A 19,036-nucleotide genomic window follows, 5' to 3' on the forward strand; every position below is an offset into this window, starting at 1 on the left:
AGATTAGATGATGCTTTAAAGTTATGATATAATTTCCCCAGCAGACACGGAATTATGAACGGTCTCGTAAAAAAAGAATTAAGAAGCTAATTCTTTTCCGAAGTCTTTGTGTATGTCTCCTGAAATAACTCCAAGATTGAAGTTTTGAACTAAGAAGTTTACTATATCTTCATTTGCAAATTGAGGAGCGTTTGGTCCGATATAAATATCTTTTACTCCAAGACTTAAAAGTGCAAGTAAAATAATAATCGCTTTTTGTTCCATCCACATTAGAGCAATTGAAACAGGTAACTCATTTACATCCTCAATTCCAAGGGCATTTGCTACTGTTAAGGCAATATGAACCGCACCGTTAGAATCATTACATTGTCCAAGGTCAATATATCTTGGAATATCAGTTCCAGGGACAGTTCCGAAATCTATATCGTTGAATCTGAATTTACCACAGCTTGATGTGATAATAATATGGTCTTTTGGAACGGCAAGAGCCAATTCTCTGAAATAGTTTCTTTTTCTTCCAGGTGCGTCACATCCGGCAATAACCCATACCCTTTTTAATTTTCCTTCTTTTATTGCGTCAAGAACTTTTGCCCCGTAACCTTCAAGAACAGTTTTATAATGATGACCTGTTACAATTTTTTCGTCGCTTTCGAATCCTGAAATATCAGGAAGACTTAAAGTCTGGTCAATCAATGGGTCAAAATTGTCATTTTCTATTTTTTTAGCACCTTCTATACCTGTAATTTTATATGTATAAAGTCTGTCAATATAATTTTTAACTTTTGGTGATTTTTCAGGCGGAACGATACAGTTTGTATTTACAACACAAGTTCCTTGCCATTTAGAAAATACATCAGTTTGGTCATACCATGCTTTTCCGATATTTCCTTTTAGGTTTTTGAATTTTTTAAGATGAGGATAACCGTGAGCTGGAAGCATTTCTGAATGGGTATAAACATTTATTTTATCACTGAGTCCTCTTTCTTCAATTCTTTTTAACAGTTTTTCAAGCATATCAAGATTATGGCCTGAAACTAAGATACCTTTTCCTTCTGCTTTATTTTGTGTAACTTCCACAGGTGTTGGAATTCCAAGTGCCTTTGTGTGCATATCACTTAATAAGTTCATAACTTTAACACCGGCATTTCCAACTTTCATAAGCTGTGCTATGTGCTCATCAAAATTAAAGTTAACATTTGTAAGTGTAAAATATAATGTTTCACTGTTTACATCATCAATTTCTTTTAATGTTTTTTTGGCGTCTTCATCTCCAACTTCCTGAACCAATTCATTAGCGTGTTCTCTGTATGCGCTAAGACCTTTTAGACCGTAAATCATCAGGTCTTGTAGTCTTGATTTTGTAGCAGTTTTACCACATACCCCTTTGCTTTCTCCATGGCTCCCGCATCCTCCAGGTGCACTCATTTCACATTGCCAACATAAAAATGGTAAATCGCAAGCTTGTTTTTTAGTTTCTTCTTTTTTTCCTCCGAATAATCCGAACATTTTGACTCCTTGTTTTATTTTTGTAATCCCATTGTAAAATATTTGTTAAATTAAATCATTGATTATAATCAATGATTTAAAAATTTTACATTGTTTGGTCTTGACATTTGGGGACAGTTTAACAAGCCGAAGAATCGTAGATGGTGTAAGTGTTTATGAAATTTTGCTAGAAGAGAGGATTTTGATAATTACTGCAAGTATAGGACACGACTTTGATTTGGAAAAAGAAAAAGGAAAATGGGGGGTGATTGAGAAATATATACCTGTTTTTAAGGTTTTATAATATATTAAAAGCTTTAAATTTAACTTCTTTTGAAGTCAATGAAGTGATAATTGCTACAGACTCGGACAGGGAAGGAGAAAAAATTGCATTTGATGTAATATTAAACAACAAACCGTATAATTTAAATATAAAAAGGGCCGAATTTCACGAAATTACAAAATATGCATTTGTTGAGGCTGTGAATAATTTAAGATATTATGATAAAAATTTAGTAGCCGCCCAGTTTGTAAGAAGAATTACTGACAGATGGATTGGTTTTAATCTCTCTTTGTGTTTTCAAGATTATTTACATAATGTTCATTTATCTGCCGGAAGAGTTCAAACCCCGGTACTTAATTGGATTTGTGAAAGGACGCAAAAATTAAAAGAAAAAACAAATGTTGTTATGGTGAAACCGAGTGATTTGACAGTTGAATGGGAATTTGAAGAAGAAAAAAAAGCAGAGGAATTTTTGAAAATATTCCTGACGAATTAGAAATTAAGCTGATTAAAAGCGAAAAAGAGAGTCTTTTTGAAAAACCTTTCAATACTTCCACTCTTTTAAAAGAAGCGTCTTCTAAACTTCATTTTTTGCCTCAATATACAATGAAACTGGCTCAGGATCTTTTTGAAAACGGATTTATTACATATCACAGGACGGATAGTTTTAGAATTTCTAATATAGGTAAATCAATAGCGAAAGAATATATAAAAGAGAATTTTGGAGAAAATTTTGTTAAATTAAGAAGTTTTGAAAGTGCAGGGGCTCATGAAGCCATAAGGGCTACCACTCCTATGGATATGGAAGAGATTAAAGGTTTTTTAATGTTTAAAAATATAAATCTTTCTTATAACCATTTAAGATTATATGATTTGATTTTTAGAAAATTTATTGCTTCCCAGATGAAAGAAGCCATATTAAAAAAGATACTTTTAAAATTTTGGATAAAGAAATAGAAATTATTACAGGAATTTTGGAAGACGGGTTTAATCTGGTTTATCCGGTTAAAATTTATGAATTAAAAGAGGGAAAATACAATATTCAAAAAAATATTGTGAAAAAAAGCAAATTTTCTCCTTATACATATGCGGAAATTATTGATGAAATGAAGAATAAAGGAATAGGGAGACCGTCTACATATGCCGTTACAATAGAAAAACTGCTTACAAGAAAATATATAACGGAAAAAAAAGGATTTTTGTTTGCCACGAAGTTGGATTTAGGGTTTTGGATTTAATAAAAAAACATCCTTTATATAAATTTGTTAGTGAAAATTATACAAAAGATCTTGGAAATATTATGGATTTAGTGGAAAACGGTAAAAAAGATTATAAAAAAGAACTAATTAAATTATATAATGAGTTATTTGTGCGTTAATGTATTAAAATCTATATTTATAGTATTGAATTTTTTAAGATTAAAATTTAATTTTGTAAGATATGAAATAATGGCAACACTAAATCCCGTTGCTATAACCACATTGTAATCATTTGTTATTTCAAGAGATAATACTATTGAAGTTAGCGGTAATTTCATAATTACCCCCATAAAAACGGCAGAGCCTATTGCCGCAAAATAAAACGGCTCAAGTCCTATTCCTACATGTAAATACTGTAAAATTAGACCGAACAGATAACCGCTGAGAGCACCTATACTCATTAGCGGGACAAACATTCCTCCAATAGCGTTTGAATAGATGGAAAAAGTAGTTGCTATTATTCTTAATAATAAGATTTCTAAAATAAATAAGATATTTAAATTTTCATTATTTATTAGAAGTGAAACTATTTTATGACCGGTAAATCCTGCATAAGGGGAAATTATTAAAATAGTTGCAATTACGCTTCCTCCGATAATAGCAAAAATTAAATCTTTATATTTCCTAAAAATATTGAAAAGCTTTAAATGCATAAAATAGAGTATTTTATCTTGGATAAACAGATAAAAATAAATTAATAAAGTCATATAAGGTATAAATAATGCGGTAACATATACATATTTAAAATTAATCATTCTACCCGCTGAATATATGAAAGTAAAAGGCTGTAAAAATATTAAAGCAATGCTGAAAGCACTCAGGCTGCCTACTATAATAAAGGTGATATAACTTTTTATAAAATTATAAGCAATGCTTTCAATGGCGAAAGCAATACCTGTTATAGGTGATACGAATATAGCTGCGATTCCGCTGCTTGCACCTATACTTATCATTGGTTTAAGCAGTGTTTCCGGAAATTTAAAAAGTGAATGAATTTTATATCCTATCATTGCACCGATTTCCGCAGAAGGGCCTTCTGTTCCCATGGCAAATCCGCTTCCTATCGATAATGCTGAAGCAATTATTTTTAATAAAAGCGTTTTTATGGTAATCATCTCTTTTTTTTCGGTTACTATTTGCGCTATTTGTTCAACTCCGTATTCTTTAACATTTTTATCTTTATAGATTATGAAATTTACAATTAAAATTGATAAAATAGTTATTAGATAAATATACCATTTTGGCCATGTGGAAATAGTAAAAATAGGATTTGAACCGAAAAAGATTTTTGAAATATATTCCATTATATAATAATAAAAAACAATAAAAAATCCGCTTATAAGCCCTGTAATAATGGAAGCTAATAGAAAATCTCTTATTAAAGATATTTTATTAGTAATTTTTTTAAAAAAATCACTAAAAAGCATTAATTTTTTTTCTTAATTCTTTTTAATTTTTCAATCCCTTTTAAATCGTCTTGACTCCATTGATAATACGTCCCAAAAACCCTGTCCCAAAAATCAGTTGTAACGCCATGATTCATTTTAGGCTTTTTATGATGGACAAAATGAAATTCCTGCATATATCTCCAGTATTTGCTTGCAAATTCGCGTCTGTGCATTATATGATGCATTATTCCGTAATTAAAATATCCAAGAGCAAGTCCCCCAACTATTGCTAAAGCATCTCCTAAAGGCATAAAAAAGTGAAACAGCCATGCAAAAATAGAGGCAATAACCGCACTCATAAAAAACGGCATGGCATCATAACTGAATGGGTTTTGATGATGATGTGCATGTCCTTCAACAAATACTTCTATCGATTTTTTCCCGTGAAACAGCCAGGCATGAACGGCGTATTCCAAAAATGTAAAAAATATAACCCCTACAACAAATAAAGCAACACTGCCCCATACATCGTCTGAATAATATATTGCCAATATTAAAAAAACTATACCAGTTAAACAGTCTGTTGCCAGGCTTAAATAATAATTCCATTTGCTCTGGGTTATTTTTAAAATAAAGTCTTTCATTTTTTCTCCTTAATATTAATATTAATTAATAATTATTATTAAAATTTATTATAACATAAAATTAAAGAAATGTTGGCACTGACTAAATAACGGAAAAGTAAAAATATGACAGCGTAGCGGAATTTAGCGAAAATTTTGCGTTTAAAAAATTGCATTTAACCCGTTAGGGCTGCGTAGCTGTTTGCAATTTTTAGCAAAATTTGAGCGGTGCGTTAGCAAAATGAAGCTCTCAGCTGTCATATTTTTATCTTTGTAGTTATTTTTGTATATTATTACCATTTAGTCAGTGCCGAAATGTTTGATATAATTATAATAAAAAGGGTTTTAATGTTTAAAAATAGAGTTGAAGCAGGAAAACTTCTGGCAAAAGAAATTAAAAAATTAAAAGAAGAAGGTTTAATAACAGATCCGGTAGTGGTAGCGCTTCCAAGAGGAGGAATCCCTGTGGCGGCAGAAATTGCAAAGGAGATAAACGCCCCTTTTGATATTTTATTTGTAAAAAAAATACCGGCCCCAGGAAATGCGGAATTTGCTATTGGAAGTGTCAGTGAAAACGGATTGGTTTTTATAAATAAAGATGTGGCTGAAAAACTTGGTATAAGCGATAGTTATATTCAGCAAATTGCAATGGAAAAAATCCAGGAAATTGCCAAATTAAGAGAAAAATATAAAATCGAGCCGAAACTTCTTGAAGGAAAAGATGTAATATTGGTGGATGACGGAGTGGCCACGGGGGCCAGTATGTATCTGGCTGCACAAAGTATAGTCAGAGATTATCCTAAAAGTGTAATTATTGCCGCCCCTGTGGCTCCAAGAGATGAAGAAGTGGAAAATATGTTAAAAAGTGTTTCGCACAAATTAATAATTCTTGAAAAACCGGAACTTTTTATGAGTGTCGGCAGATGGTATGAAGATTTTCATCAATTGAGTGATGAAGAAGTTATTAATATTTTGTCTCAATTTAAATAACTTGACAAATTCAAGATTTTTTAGTTATAATAAATAAAATATATTAAAAAAGGAGGGTAAAATGGCAAAATTAACACCATTTGAACAAGAAGCGGTAGAAAGATTTAAAGAAGCTATTGAACTTAATAAAGAAAAACCAGGTTTAGGAAATGTAGATATAGAAAAAGCAAGAGATCTTATTAAAGATGCCGGTGCAGTTGTACTTGATGTGACTTTACCTAATTTAGTAGAGGGTGAAAATGCAGAAGAGGCTGGAATTCCTTCGTCTTATTACACACCATATACTGAATTTACAGACTATATAGATGAATTGCCTGAAGATAAAACCCAACCTGTTTTGGTGGTTTGCAGGAAAGCATTTTTTGCAAACAGGGTAAAAGGGCTTTTAGACGTTCTTGGATATAAAAATGTTTATGTATTGGCAGATGATGTTAAATATTTAGTTGAAGCTCATAAAGCTCACACCGAAGGTTAATTCCTTCTTTTTCTTCTAAATTAACTCAAAATATATTATACTTTCTTCAAAAAACGGATATTAATGAAAAATCTATCTTTAATGTTGTATTTGGCAATGTTTGCATGGGGCAGTAACTGGGTCAGTGCTAAAATTTTAATGGATTATTTTAATGCATATGAATTAATTTTTTGGAGATTTTTTATTGCAGCATTTGGGCTTTTTTTTGTGATTATTTACATGAAAATATCTTTTAAAATAGACAAAAGAGAAATTTTTTATTCATTTATTTGTTCAATAGTGCTTTGTTTATATAATTATTTTTTCTTTTTAGGGGACCATTTTGGAAATGCTTCATTAGGCGGAGTTTTAGTAACCACTTTAAATCCAGTTTTAACATTTTTTGCACTCGCCATGATTGCTAAAAAAGCTTTAAAAAAAAGTGAATTATTAGCTTTAATTTTAGGAGTTTTTGGTTCGTTTTTAATAATAAAAATCTGGAGATTCAATTTAAATGATAAAGGGATAGTATACTTTTTATTGGCAACAGTTACGTGGGTAATACTCACTATAGTCAGTTCAAAAATAAAAAAAGAAAATTCATTGGTGTTTAGTTTTTTAATGTTTTTATTTTCTACTGTTTTTATATATTTAACTTTTTTAAAATTAAAAATACCAAGACTTGATATTGATTTAAAAGGATGGGTTAACCTGCTTTCTTTATCTGTATTTGGAACAACATTTGCAACTGCGGCTTATTTTTATGCAAGCAGTGTAATTGGTGGTAAGAGAGCTAGTGCATATATATTTCTGGTTCCGTTTAGTGCTGTGATTTTATCATGGATATTTTTAAAAGAGAAAATTGATATATTTGTGATAATAGGGGGAATAATCAGTTTAACAGGGGTTTATATTTTAAACGGATACTCTTTAGAAGATGTAAAAGCACTCCTAAAAAGGAGTTAAATTATTTTTTATTTCTTATATAACCTTCGATAATAAATCTTAAAGCATTTAATTTAATAAATCCTGCAGCATCTTTTTGATTATATACGCTGTCTTCTTCAAATGTTGCAAATTCAGGGCTAAACAGTGAATATGGTGATTTTCTGCCGACTACGTATACATTTCCTTTATATAGTTTTAGTCTTACGGTTCCGGTTGCATTTCTTTGGGTTTCATCAATTAGTTTTTGAAGAGCTTTTCTCTCAGGAGCAAACCAAAAACCGTTATAAATAAGTTCTGCGTATTTTGGCATTATTTCATCTTTTAAATGAGCCTCACCCTTGTCAAGTGTAATAGATTCAATAGCTCTGTGTGCTTTAAGCAGGATTGTTCCTCCCGGAGTTTCATAACAGCCTCTGCTTTTCATTCCCACAAATCTGTTTTCCACTATATCAATTCTTCCAATTCCGTGTTTTTTACCAAATTCGTTTAATGTTTCAAGAATTTTTGCCGGTGTCATTTGTTTACTATTTATTGCGACAGCGTCACCTTTTTCAAAATCAATTTCAATATATTCAGCCTTTTCAGGAGCATTTTCAGGAGAGTTTGTCCATCTCCACATATCTTCTTCAGGTTCAGCCCAAGGGTCTTCCAAAATTCCGCCTTCGTATGAAATATGAAGCATATTTGCATCCATTGAATAAGGAGATTTTTTTCCGTGCCTCTCAATTGGAATACCGTGGGTTTTAGCATATGCCAGTAATTTTTCCCTACTGTTTAAATCCCATTCTCTCCAAGGGGCAATAACTTTGATATCAGGTTTTAGGGCATAATATCCAAGCTCAAATCTTACCTGATCGTTTCCTTTTCCTGTTGCACCGTGGGCAACCGCTTCAGCTCCTACCTGATTTGCTATTTCAATCTGTCTTTTTGCAATAAGAGGTCTTGCAATTGAAGTTCCAAGCAGATATTCCCCTTCATAAATTGAATTAGCTCTGAACATAGGAAATACATAATCTCTTACAAATTCTTCCCTTAAGTCTTCAATAAAAATATTTTCCGGTTTTACCCCTAGTTTAATTGCTTTTTCTCTGGCAATTTCCACTTCTTCACCTTGTCCTATATCGGCTGTGAATGTTACAACCTCAGCATTATATTTATCTTGCAGCCATTTTAAAATTACGCTTGTATCAAGTCCTCCTGAATATGCCAAAACAACTTTCATAAATATCCTTTTTTATTGCAATTATAGTATAATTTGACTAAAAAAGGGATAGTTTGAGAATTGATAAATTTTTGAATTCCGTCAATATTGTAAAAAGACGAAGCACGGCAGATGAAATGTGCAAAGAGGGAGTTGTTTTTGTTAACGGTAAAAAAGCAAAATCAAGTAAAGATGTGAAAATAGGGGACAAAATAGAAATTCACTATTTAAGCGGAATAAAAAAATTTGAAGTATTGAAATTACCCGAGAGCAAAACAATTCCAAAAAGCAAAAAAAATGAATATGTTAAGGAGATATAATGAGATGGAGTAGATTCTTTTTATATACACTTAAAGAAACGCCAAAAGATGCGCTAACCCCAAGTCATATTTATTTAATAAGAGGCGGATATATCAAGCAGGTTGCAGCAGGGATTTATGATTTTACCCCTATTGGAAAAATGGTACTTGATAATATAAGAGCTATTATAAAAGAAGAGATGGACAAAGCCGGGGCTCAGGAGGTAATACTGAGTTTTGTAACACCTTATGAACTGTGGGAAGAGACAGGAAGGGCTAAAAAATACGGCGATGAACTGCTAAGAATTGAAGATAGGAAAGGTCAAAAATTTGTTCTCTCACCTACAAATGAAGAGAGTGTTGTTGATTTGGTAAGGAGCTTCATAAAAAGTTATAAACAGCTTCCTGTTAATTTGTATCAGATAAATTTAAAATTCAGAGATGAGGCAAGACCTAGATTTGGGCTTTTAAGAGGAAGGGAATTTATAATGAAGGATGCTTATTCATTTCATTCAAGCAGGGATGATTTGGATAGGGAATTTAATTTAATGCAGGAAACTTATGAAAAAATTTTCACAAGATTGGGACTTGATTTCAGGGTGGTTGAGGCAGACAGCGGTGCAATTGGAGGTACCGGAAGCCGTGAATTTATGGTTCTTGCAAATACAGGCGAAGATGATATTGTGGTTTGCAGTGAGTGTAATTATGCAGCAAATATTGAAGTTGCCAAAAGAAAACATATTAAAAAAGAGAATCCGATAAAAACTGAGGAAATTGAAGAAATCCATACCCCAGATATTAAAACAATAGATGAGGTAAGTGAATTTAGTGGAATAGATAAAGATTTTATTATAAAAGCGGTTGTTAAAAAAGCAGTCTTTGAAACTAATGAAGAAATAGTGGTGTTTTTCCTAAGAGGAAGTGACGAACTTGAAGAGACAAAAGCAAAAAATGCGATTGGAGCGATTGATTTAGTTGATGCAAGCGAAGAAGAAATAGAGAGTGCTGGATTGGTTCCAGGTTTTATAGGTCCTTTTGGACTTCCAGGTAATATAAAATATGTAATTGATGATGATTTAAGAGGGGCAGAAGAATTGGTATGCGGTGCAAATAAAAAAGATTATCACATAAAAGGCGCGGGGCTTCTTGATGCAAATCTGCTTGGAAATTTGACTATTTACAGAGACATAGCAAAAGTTAAAGTTGGAGATTTGTGTCCAAAATGCGGTGCACCTCTTAAAATTACAAAAGGTATAGAAGTAGGGCATATTTTTAAACTGGGTACTGCTTATAGCGAAAAAATGAACGCAACATTTCTTGATGAAAACGGAAAAGCCAAACCTTTTGTTATGGGATGCTATGGAATTGGGGTCAGCAGACTTATAGCTGCTGCAATAGAGCAAAACCACGATGATAAAGGAATCATCTGGCCAAAAGAGATAGCTCCTTTTGTTGTTGATATTCTTGTAGGGGATGTTAAGAAAACAGACCAATTTGAGTTTGCGGAGAGTCTTTATGAAAATTTGACAAATGCCGGAATTAAAACAATACTTGATGACAGGGCTGAGAGATTTGGTCCAAAAATAGCGGATTTTGAGCTTGTAGGTTTTCCTGTCGGGGTAATTGTCGGTAAGAAACTTAAAGACGGTAAAGTAGAGATAAGGGATAGAAAAACAGGTAAAAAATTTGAAGTAAATGCAAATGAAGTATTCGAAAAAATTATGGAAATTATAAACAAGGGCTGATATGGGACTCATATATTTTTTAATGTATCTTTTTTTAGAAATCCTTTTTTCTTATGAATTTATGAGGGTTTTTACTCCATTAGGATTTTTCTTGGAAATTCTGTTAACCGCCGGAGCCGGTGTTTATATACTACAAACTCTTGATTTGTCACTAAGCACCAATATGCATAAATTAATGAAAAGGAAAATTACTCAGGAAGAATTTTTATCTATCGGGCTTTTTAAATTAATCGGGGCTGTTTTACTTGTAATACCCGGATTTTTCAGTGATATTGTAGGTATTTTGTTTCTGTTTGAGCCGTTTGCAAGAATATTTGCAAAAAAACTTTTTCCTCGAAATGATTTTTATCATAAAACCTATAAAAATGATGATGATATAATTGATGTAGAAATAATAGAGGAAATTCCTAAAAAGGACTAATCCACTCTTTTACTCCTTTTGTGTGTAGAAAATAAACACTCATTCATTAATTTTTCTTATAATTCTCAAAATATTTAATAAAAATTAAATTTATGTTTAAATTATGAATAATTAATCATTAAAGGAGCAGGAGTGGAAGGCGTAATTTTTTTATTTTTACTTATAATTTTCTCACTCAAGGTTTTTGCTTTGATAAACAGGGAAAATGTAAAAAATTCGTTTATTATTGCAAGCGGTGCTGAAATTTTGTATTTAGGTGTTGCTCTTCTTGGCAGCAGTGCGTTAAGCGCTGTGATTTTGCATCTTGAATATCAGTTTGTATTCAGGATTTTGGCTTTTTTAATGCTGTTTGAATTTTTCAGGTATAAAAATTCGTTTAAACTGAGCGATTTGGCAGGTGTGGGATTTAATAAATGGGGTGTAATTTTCGGTTTTTCAATATTTGGAAGTCTCGGAATTTCATTAATTACATCAAAACAGTTAATTTTAAATTCTATCACAGCTTCAGGAATGTTTGAACTCGGATATTTGATTGTGGCAATCAATATTGTTCAGGCTGTTTATTTAATTTCTATTTTTGAAACAATTGTATTTAAAAAAGGCGAAAGTTTAAAAAACGTAACTAATAAATTGCTTATTTCAATTTTTACGATTGCCGGAATTTTGGTGTTTTTACTTCCGCAGATTTATTTAATACTGCCGGGAAAATTCAGTAATATCAATGCTTACCATATATCATTCGGATTTAATTATCACGGAATAAATGGTATTTTTGCATTGGTGTTTGCTTTTATAATGGCAATGGTTTTTATTTATTCAATAGATTACATAAAAAAATATAAATCTTTTTATTATACTTTTTTAGGACTTTTAACGCTTGCTTTGATAGAAATACCTTTAAGCAGCAGTTTTGAGAGTTTTTATCTTTTTTGGGAGAGTATGACAATAACTTCATATTTATTAATTATGCACTCAAGAAGTGACGAATCAATAAAAGCTGCAAAACTTTATTTTGTTATGTGTATTGCGGGGGCATATTTCTTGCAGTTAGCGTTTTCGCATTATTATTCTTTGGGAATAGAAAATTTTATTGAAATAAAAAGTGTTTCATTAACGGTTGCTATATTAATGCTTATAGGATTTGGGGTAAAAGCGGGTATTGTACCGATTCATCAATGGCTTCCTGTTGCCCATCCGGCAGCACCAAGCAGTATTTCAGCCCCTCTTTCAGGTATTTTAACAAAAGCCGGGATTTTCGGAATTATTGTTTTGGTTTATGTTATAGGATTTCAAAACAAAATTTTTTCTTATTTATTGATAACAATAGGTTTGATAACTCTTTTTTACGGAGAAATTAAAACACTTTATGAAAAAGATATAAAAAGACTTTTTGCTTATTCTACTATTGGTCAAATAGGGGAAATAGTTACTGTTTTGGGGCTTATGAGCAGTGCTGCTTTGAGCGGTGCAATTTATCATGTAATAAATCACGCAGTTGTTAAAGATTTATTGTTTTTAAGTGCGGGATTATTGATTTTGAGTGCCGGAAGCAGAAATCTTGAAGATTTAAAAGGGATAGGAAAAAAACTGCCCCTTTTGGCTTTTCCTTTAGGAGTTGGTGTTTTTGCCTTAAGTGCTTTTCCTCCGTTTGGAAATTTTAATTCAAAATTTTTAATGATATATGCCGCTATGAAACAAAGTAATTATATTGTTGCATTTTCACTTGTAATCGGGGGGCTCATAGGGTTTATTGCAATGCTCAGGGTGTTTAGATATATATTTTTAATGAATCCGCAAAGAGAATTTTCAGATGTTAAGGGAATAAAAGTAGCAGCTGTATATATTTTGGCTTTTGTTTCATTGCTGCTTGGAATTTTTCCTCAAAGCGTTATTGATTTTATAGTAGCGGCCATAAATTCTACATTAAAAATAAATGTTAATTTGCCACATTTCACATTAGAGTTTCCAATAAGTGTTTTGATTATGATAATTGGTGCGATAGTTGTTTATCTGTTTGGAAAAACAAGTAAAACAGCAGGAATTACCGCCGCTTCTTTTTCATTTTTGGCACTTTTAACTGTGTTTGCAGATAAATTCAGTTTTGGCAGCTTTTTTGCAGATCTTGTTTTGTTTATGGCTGTAATGAATTTTCTTTTTGCTACGAGGTATATGGATCATTCCCATAAGCCTTACAGATTTTTTGCCAATTTTATGATAATGATAGTCGGGATTTTAGGTGTGGCTCTCAGCAAAAATATTTATTCAATGTTTTTTTACTGGGAAATAATGGGCGGATGGGCCTTATATATAGCCCTTGTTCATGAGGCAGATTCATTTTCGATTCAGGAAGCCACAAAATATCTGCTTTATAATTTTACTGGTGCTGGTATAATAATGATAGGTTTAAGTGTTACAATGCAGTATGGAAATGTTATTGATATAATAAAACATATTCCTTTAACAAATGAAGTTATTTTTGCCTTAGTTTTATTAACTATAGGCTTTTTGGCAAAAGCTGCACAACTTCCTTTCAGAATAGATTATCAAATGCACCCAAAACCTGCCCCGACTCCTATAAGCGGATATATTTCTTCTGTTATGTTAAAAACAGGTCCGTTTATGTTTGTAATGGTTATCTATTTGGCTGCAGCCGGTATAAGCGCTTCTAAATTATTTGTAATAGAAGATATAGGACATTTTGCAGCTGTTGTGGGTGTGATTACCATTATTATGGGGGCAAGCTTCGGACTGCTTACCAATTCAATGAAAAGACTTTTAATTTTCTTAACAGTAGGTGAGATAGGTTATATTTTTGCCGGTGTTTCTTTATTGACCTCCCAGGGACTTGCCGGAGGGCTTTTGCATTTAATAAACCATATGTTTTTTAAAGATTTGCTGTTTTTAAGTGCTGGGGCTATTTTTTATAAGACCGGAATAGATTCGTTAAATGACCTCGGAGGAATTGCAAGAAAAATGCCTATTACTTTTGCAGTGTTTGTGATTGCTGTGTTTTCGACGGCAGGTGTGCCTATGTTCAGCGGTTTTGTATCAAAATGGATAATATATCACGCCTTAATGTCAAAAGGATATGACTTTTTGGCTGTTTTGACAATTTTAGGAAGTGTGATGATTTTATTGGTGTTTGTAAAATTTATGCACAGCGCATATTTTGGAAAAGTAGATAAAAAATTCGAAAATATAAAAGAAGTGGACTGGTATATGAGCCTTTCTATGATAATTCTGGCCGTTTTGAATATTGTTTTGGGAATATTCCCCTATATTGCATTAAAACCTATAAATTTAATTATCCAAAATTTTGGATACAAACCTGTATGCATCACGCTAAGTTCTGTCTGTATGGGCGGAGATGTACTTAATTTATTGACACTTTCCATTTATATATTATTAGCCGTTATAATAGCTTATTTAATGTTTACTTATAATAAAAAAATCAGAAAAACACATATATTTCTATCAGGTGTGAGGGATTTAAGCGACAGGGAACTTCATATCAATGCCAAAAACTTTTATGAAAGTGTCACTGAACTTATAAATGCGATTATTTATATCGTTAAAAAAATATTCGGATTGAAAGGAGGCTATGTTGAGCGCTAATATTATTCATTTTTTAATTTTTCCGGGAGGTTTGTTTGCCCTTTGTTTAGGAGTTTTTATGCTTTCACTCGAGCGAATTGTGGTTGCAAGGCTTCAGGGAAGAATAGGACCTCCTGTTTATCAAAATTTTATTGATGTTATCAAACTTTTTAATAAAGAAATTTTGGTTCCAAAAGATTCAAAAGAGGCTGTTTTTATTTATGCCCCTTTAATAGGGTTTGCCGGAATATTTGCAATGCTTTATTTTGTACCAATTCCGGGTGTATATGAAGGAACAAATGTAAACAGTGATTTAATTGTGCTTATATATGTAATGGCGCTTCCGGCCATTGCTCATATATTAGGAGGCGGTGCATCAAGTTCTCCTTATGCCGCCATAGCGGTAAACAGAGAACTTAAATTGATGCTTGTGTATGAAATGGTTTTTGTAATAATTTCTTTCAGTATTGCCATTTATGTAGGGGGAGGGGATGTTGTTTTTTCACTTAAAAAAATAATGGAATATCAGCAGCTTCACGGAAGTTTTTTGTTTGACTGGAAATTCTGGCCAGCAGTGATTGCTTTTATAATTTTTGTATTGGCGACCCTCGAGCTGCCTCCGTTTCAGATTGCCCATCATAATGACGCCGATGTAATGGACGGATTTCTGATAGAACACAGTTCAATTCCTCTGGCTATTTACGAAATGACTGATGCAATGAAAATAGTGTTGCTCAGCATAGTTTTTCAAATATTTTTCTTTCCTGTCGCCATAACCGACGATATCGTTATAAATTTAATCTGGTTTGTTTTAAAAACAGTTGTGTTTGTTATGTTTTTTTCTGTTTTGCATGCAACTTTGCCTAGTTTCAGGATTGATCAGGGATTTAAATTTTTACTTACCGTGCCGACTACACTGGCACTTATTACATTAATATTGGTAATTTTGTCTGTAAAAGGATTAATATGAGTATTATTACAAGAAGTCCTTTTTTATTCAGGATAAATACAGGAAGCTGCAACGGATGTGATGTTGAACTTGCCACAACGGCTATGATTCCAAGATATGATGTGGAAAGACTTGGATGCAGATATACTGGTAGCCCAAAACATGCGGATATACTGCTTGTTACCGGCCCTATAACTGCAAGAAGTAAACCTTATTTAATTGAGGTGCTGGATGAGTTGCCAAATCCTTTTGTGGTGGTTGCTGTTGGAACGTGTCCTACAAGCTGCGGGATTTTCAGGGATTCTTATTCCATAGAGGGACCGCTTGATAAATATGTAAAAGTTGATGTAAATGTGCCGGGATGTCCCCCAAGACCTCAGGCTATTATTGACGGTGTTGCAAAAGCACTTGAAATTTGGAAAGAAAGAATAAGGAATCAAAAATGAGCGGATTTTTAAAAATTGCAATAAGGAATTTGTTAAAAGGCCCTGTAACAGACCCGTATCCTTTCGGAGATACATTTATACCGGATAAGTTAAGAGGTAAATTAAAAGTGGATGTCAAAGCCTGTACCGCCTGCGGGACTTGTGAGGAAGTGTGTCCATCAGGTGCCATACATATAACAAAAAATGAAAATGCATATGTTCATACCACCTGGTATAACACCTGCTGTTTTTGCGGAAACTGTGAGTTTTTCTGTCCGACAGGGGCTATAAAACTTACAAATGATTTTCATACGGCAAATACTGAAGAAGAAAAATACCTTTTTACCACTGTGGCCGTGATTAGTGAAATTAAATGTGAAAGCTGCGGCAGAATGTTTGTGCCTGCAAGCGAAGAATTATTAAAAAGAGCGTACCCCGATGTAGAAGACACAATAAAAAAAATAACAAAACTATGCCCTGAATGCAGAAGAAAAGAGGCGTTTGAAAGGCTTTATAAATGAAAGAAACATTGAAACAAAAAGTAATTACCGAATTAAAAGAGAGAATTACGGGTGAATATTCTTTAAGAGAAGAAACAGATGCAAAAGGAAATATACAAATCTGGCTTAAACTTTTCAACAGAAAGGATATTTTGCATGTTGCACAGGTTATTAAGGATTTCGGCGGAAGATGTGTAATTATAAGCGCATATAAAAAAGACGACCATCACGTACTTGTGTATCATCTGGATATTGACGGAATGCTTATTAATGTGGAAGTGGAATTATTTGATGATACAGTTGATTCAATAACCCCTATTCTAAACAGTGCAAACTGGACGGAAAGGGAATTTAAAGAAATGTTTGGAATAAATCTTGTAGGTCATCCAAATCCAAAAAGACTGTTTCTTGATGAAAGTATAGCTGAGGGGATACTCGGGGAATATATGCCTTTGTCTCAGGCAATGAACGGGGCGGCGACTTGTTGTATGTGGGAAAAAATAGAAAGTGAAAGGGAAAAGCATGAGCACTAAAATACCTATAGGCCCTTTTCACATAGGACTGGAAGAGCCTATTTATTTTAAAATAGATTTAGAAGGTGAAACGGTTAAAGATGTAGATATGATAAACGGTTTTGTCCACAGGGGTATAGAATATCTTGCAATGCAGAAAAATTTTTTTCAAAATTTAATTCTTACAGAAAGGGTCTGTTCACTTTGTTCTAACAATCATCCTTTTACTTATGTAATGGCGGTGGAAAAAATTGCCGGTATTGAAGTCAGTAAAAGGGCGAATTATTTAAGGGTTGTGGCGGATGAAGTAAAAAGAATAGCATCGCATATGTTCAATTTAAGTATGCTTGCCCATTTGGTCGGTTTTCATTCTTTAATGACACAGACAATGGAAGCCAGGGAAATTATGCAGGATATCAAAGAATCAATCTGGGGTAACAGAATGGATATGAGCGCAAATACACTTGGAGGTGTTAAATATGACCTCGATGAAGGCCAGATTGAATATATTTTAAGAAGACTTGATGAACTTGAACCTCAGGTGGATGAATTAATGGATATTTATTTTAATCATAAAATTGTAAAAGCAAGGACTGTGGGAGTCGGTGTTTTACCAAAAGAGGATGCTTTGCGTTTAGGTGTTACAGGACCGACTGCCAGGGGAAGCGGTGTTAATAATGACATTAGGGCAAAAGCCCCGTATGCCGCTTATGACGAATTGAAGGTAAATGTTATGTTGGAAGAGAGCGGAGATGTGCATGCAAGGACAAAAGTCAGATGGAGGGAAATAAAAGAATCAATAAGGCTTGTAAGAGAAGCTGTTACTAAATTACCAGAAGGTCCTGTTGTACTTGATAAAAGACCTCATATTCCTGCCGGCGAAGCAGTAACAAGAACCGAAGCCCCGAGGGGAGAACTTATATATTATCTTAAAGCCGATGGAAGGCAAAAACCCGAAAGGATGAGATGGAGGGTGCCTACATATATGAACTGGGAAGCTCTCAGGGTGATGATTCCGGGCAATAAATTAAGTGATGTTGCTGTAATTTTCAACAGTATCGACCCTTGTATTTCATGTACAGAAAGATAAAATAAAAAGGAGAATTAATAATGGCTAATGAGTTTATTTTTGCTGATCCTAAAAAATGTATAGGATGTTTGAACTGTGAGCTTGCATGTGCGGCTAAACATATGGGTGTTCCCTTTGAAGAAGCTTATGATATGGCGTTAAACGGGGAAGTTGAATTGATACACAGAAACACTGTTATTAAAATGAACGGAATAACTGCCCCGATGCAGTGTATGCAGTGTGAAGATGCGCCGTGTGTTGAGGCATGCCCTATAGACATTATAAGATATGAAAACAATTATGTAAAAATTTACGAAGACGACTGTATAGGATGTCGAAGCTGTGCGATGGTGTGCCCTTTCGGTGCTATAAATATGGCAAAAAGCAATTCTACAAACGTCAGCGGACTTGTTGCGATTAAATGTGATTTGTGCGGCGGAGAGGAAGGGAAACAGGCATGTGTAAACATCTGCCCTACTGATGCGATTGAGCTTATAGACTATGATGAATATAAAAAAAGAAAACAACAAAACGCATTTGAAAGATTAAATCAGGATGCATGAACTATCAATTGTTCAATCTATGATGAAACTTGTTGAAAAACATGCAAAAAACAGAGAAGTTGAAAAAATAGTGGTAAAAATAGGGAAAATGAGCGGGATAGAACCCTATTTTTTAAAAGAGAGTTTTGATTTTTTCAAAGAAAACACCGTTTGTAAAAATGCCGAAATGGAAATAATAGAAGTAGGTATTAAAATAAAGTGTTTTGAATGTGGAAGTGAGAGTGAAATAAAAGGTTTTGATTTTCACTGTCCTGTATGCGGAAGTGAAAAAACGAAAATAATAAGCGGTGAAGAAATGCATATAGAATATATTGAGTTAAAGGAGTGA

The 19,036-nt window shown here is 33.0% G+C and carries 23 protein-coding genes; 19 read left to right on the forward strand and 4 right to left on the reverse strand.

Features of this window, described 5'->3' with window-relative positions:
• Window positions 1-78: 78 nt before the first annotated feature.
• On the reverse strand, window positions 79-1,506 hold the full coding sequence (gene hcp / locus DZ68_RS0109370) for a hydroxylamine reductase (RefSeq protein ID WP_024788335.1): 1,428 nt from the start codon (window positions 1,504-1,506) through the stop codon (window positions 79-81).
• A 58-nt stretch (window positions 1,507-1,564) separates the two neighbouring features.
• Between hcp and DZ68_RS0109375 the strand changes: the two genes are divergently transcribed.
• From DZ68_RS0109375 to DZ68_RS10780, 5 genes are read left to right on the forward strand one after another with little or no spacing between them, the layout of a single operon-like run.
• Window positions 1,565-1,789: a hypothetical protein gene (locus tag DZ68_RS0109375; protein ID WP_156919599.1), complete on the forward strand. Its 225-nt coding sequence runs from the start codon at window positions 1,565-1,567 to the stop codon at window positions 1,787-1,789.
• Window positions 1,755-2,264 carry a DNA topoisomerase gene (locus tag DZ68_RS11260; RefSeq protein ID WP_024788336.1) on the forward strand — a complete coding sequence of 170 codons (510 nt, stop codon included), beginning with the start codon at window positions 1,755-1,757 and terminating at the stop codon, window positions 2,262-2,264. Before DZ68_RS0109375 ends, DZ68_RS11260 begins: the two co-directional genes overlap by 35 nt.
• An 11-nt stretch (window positions 2,265-2,275) precedes the next feature.
• Entirely contained in the window at window positions 2,276-2,725 is a 450-nt protein-coding gene (locus DZ68_RS11265) for a DNA topoisomerase (RefSeq protein WP_255327405.1), read from the forward strand.
• The gene (locus tag DZ68_RS11270) at window positions 2,710-3,006 is read left to right on the forward strand and encodes a DNA topoisomerase (RefSeq protein WP_024788338.1); all 297 of its coding nucleotides are present in this window, start codon (window positions 2,710-2,712) and stop codon (window positions 3,004-3,006) included. The genes DZ68_RS11265 and DZ68_RS11270 overlap by 16 nt, the downstream gene beginning before the upstream one ends.
• Window positions 2,997-3,146 (forward strand): hypothetical protein, encoded by a 150-nt coding sequence (locus tag DZ68_RS10780; protein WP_156921125.1) that lies wholly within the window; start codon window positions 2,997-2,999, stop codon window positions 3,144-3,146. The genes DZ68_RS11270 and DZ68_RS10780 overlap by 10 nt, the downstream gene beginning before the upstream one ends.
• Here DZ68_RS10780 and DZ68_RS0109400 read toward each other — a convergent pair.
• Window positions 3,132-4,454, reverse strand: a complete 1,323-nt coding sequence (locus DZ68_RS0109400) for a chloride channel protein (protein ID WP_024788339.1) — start codon at window positions 4,452-4,454, stop codon at window positions 3,132-3,134. The genes DZ68_RS10780 and DZ68_RS0109400 overlap by 15 nt on opposite strands.
• Window positions 4,454-5,059 carry a sterol desaturase family protein gene (locus tag DZ68_RS0109405; protein WP_024788340.1) on the reverse strand — a complete coding sequence of 202 codons (606 nt, stop codon included), beginning with the start codon at window positions 5,057-5,059 and terminating at the stop codon, window positions 4,454-4,456. Before DZ68_RS0109405 ends, DZ68_RS0109400 begins: the two co-directional genes overlap by 1 nt.
• A gap of 327 nt (window positions 5,060-5,386) precedes the next feature.
• Here DZ68_RS0109405 and DZ68_RS0109410 point away from each other — a divergent pair, with 327 nt between their 5' ends.
• From DZ68_RS0109410 to DZ68_RS0109420, 3 genes are all read left to right on the forward strand, one after another.
• Window positions 5,387-6,028 carry a phosphoribosyltransferase gene (locus tag DZ68_RS0109410; RefSeq protein ID WP_024791057.1) on the forward strand — a complete coding sequence of 214 codons (642 nt, stop codon included), beginning with the start codon at window positions 5,387-5,389 and terminating at the stop codon, window positions 6,026-6,028.
• A 61-nt stretch (window positions 6,029-6,089) separates the two neighbouring features.
• The gene (locus DZ68_RS0109415) at window positions 6,090-6,503 is read left to right on the forward strand and encodes a rhodanese-like domain-containing protein (protein ID WP_024791058.1); all 414 of its coding nucleotides are present in this window, start codon (window positions 6,090-6,092) and stop codon (window positions 6,501-6,503) included.
• Between the two features lie 63 nt (window positions 6,504-6,566).
• Window positions 6,567-7,448: a DMT family transporter gene (locus tag DZ68_RS0109420; RefSeq protein WP_024791059.1), complete on the forward strand. Its 882-nt coding sequence runs from the start codon at window positions 6,567-6,569 to the stop codon at window positions 7,446-7,448.
• 1 nt (window position 7,449) lies between these two features.
• Here the strand turns inward: DZ68_RS0109420 and DZ68_RS0109425 are convergent, their stop codons facing one another.
• Window positions 7,450-8,652, reverse strand: a complete 1,203-nt coding sequence (locus DZ68_RS0109425; RefSeq protein ID WP_024791060.1) for an argininosuccinate synthase — start codon at window positions 8,650-8,652, stop codon at window positions 7,450-7,452.
• Between the two features lie 53 nt (window positions 8,653-8,705).
• On the opposite strand from DZ68_RS0109425, the gene DZ68_RS0109430 reads away from it, so the two are divergent.
• The 11 genes from DZ68_RS0109430 (at window position 8,706) to DZ68_RS0109480 (ending at window position 19,036) form a co-directional block, all read left to right on the forward strand.
• A complete protein-coding gene (locus DZ68_RS0109430) occupies window positions 8,706-8,951 on the forward strand; it encodes an RNA-binding S4 domain-containing protein (RefSeq protein WP_024791061.1) in 246 nt (81 codons plus the stop codon).
• Entirely contained in the window at window positions 8,951-10,675 is a 1,725-nt protein-coding gene (locus tag DZ68_RS0109435; protein ID WP_024791062.1) for a proline--tRNA ligase, read from the forward strand. The genes DZ68_RS0109430 and DZ68_RS0109435 overlap by 1 nt, the downstream gene beginning before the upstream one ends.
• A gap of 1 nt (window position 10,676) precedes the next feature.
• Window positions 10,677-11,096: an FxsA family protein gene (locus DZ68_RS0109440; protein ID WP_024791063.1), complete on the forward strand. Its 420-nt coding sequence runs from the start codon at window positions 10,677-10,679 to the stop codon at window positions 11,094-11,096.
• A gap of 132 nt (window positions 11,097-11,228) precedes the next feature.
• Window positions 11,229-14,711, forward strand: coding sequence for a complex I subunit 5 family protein (locus DZ68_RS0109445; RefSeq protein ID WP_024791064.1), 3,483 nt, complete (start codon window positions 11,229-11,231; stop codon window positions 14,709-14,711).
• Window positions 14,698-15,660, forward strand: a complete 963-nt coding sequence (locus tag DZ68_RS0109450; protein ID WP_024791065.1) for a respiratory chain complex I subunit 1 family protein — start codon at window positions 14,698-14,700, stop codon at window positions 15,658-15,660. Before DZ68_RS0109445 ends, DZ68_RS0109450 begins: the two co-directional genes overlap by 14 nt.
• Window positions 15,657-16,085: an NADH-quinone oxidoreductase subunit B family protein gene (locus tag DZ68_RS0109455; RefSeq protein ID WP_024790417.1), complete on the forward strand. Its 429-nt coding sequence runs from the start codon at window positions 15,657-15,659 to the stop codon at window positions 16,083-16,085. The genes DZ68_RS0109450 and DZ68_RS0109455 overlap by 4 nt, the downstream gene beginning before the upstream one ends.
• Window positions 16,082-16,585: a 4Fe-4S binding protein gene (locus tag DZ68_RS0109460; protein ID WP_024791066.1), complete on the forward strand. Its 504-nt coding sequence runs from the start codon at window positions 16,082-16,084 to the stop codon at window positions 16,583-16,585. The genes DZ68_RS0109455 and DZ68_RS0109460 overlap by 4 nt, the downstream gene beginning before the upstream one ends.
• Window positions 16,582-17,097, forward strand: a complete 516-nt coding sequence (locus tag DZ68_RS0109465) for an NADH-quinone oxidoreductase subunit C (RefSeq protein WP_024791067.1) — start codon at window positions 16,582-16,584, stop codon at window positions 17,095-17,097. The genes DZ68_RS0109460 and DZ68_RS0109465 overlap by 4 nt, the downstream gene beginning before the upstream one ends.
• Window positions 17,087-18,166 carry a nickel-dependent hydrogenase large subunit gene (locus DZ68_RS0109470; RefSeq protein WP_024791068.1) on the forward strand — a complete coding sequence of 360 codons (1,080 nt, stop codon included), beginning with the start codon at window positions 17,087-17,089 and terminating at the stop codon, window positions 18,164-18,166. Before DZ68_RS0109465 ends, DZ68_RS0109470 begins: the two co-directional genes overlap by 11 nt.
• A 20-nt stretch (window positions 18,167-18,186) precedes the next feature.
• Window positions 18,187-18,708, forward strand: coding sequence for a 4Fe-4S dicluster domain-containing protein (locus tag DZ68_RS0109475; RefSeq protein WP_024791069.1), 522 nt, complete (start codon window positions 18,187-18,189; stop codon window positions 18,706-18,708).
• Window positions 18,701-19,036, forward strand: a complete 336-nt coding sequence (locus DZ68_RS0109480; protein ID WP_024791070.1) for a hydrogenase maturation nickel metallochaperone HypA — start codon at window positions 18,701-18,703, stop codon at window positions 19,034-19,036. The genes DZ68_RS0109475 and DZ68_RS0109480 overlap by 8 nt, the downstream gene beginning before the upstream one ends.

The organism is Lebetimonas sp. JS085 (genome assembly GCF_000523295.1).
Lineage (GTDB): Bacteria > Campylobacterota > Campylobacteria > Campylobacterales > Nautiliaceae > Lebetimonas.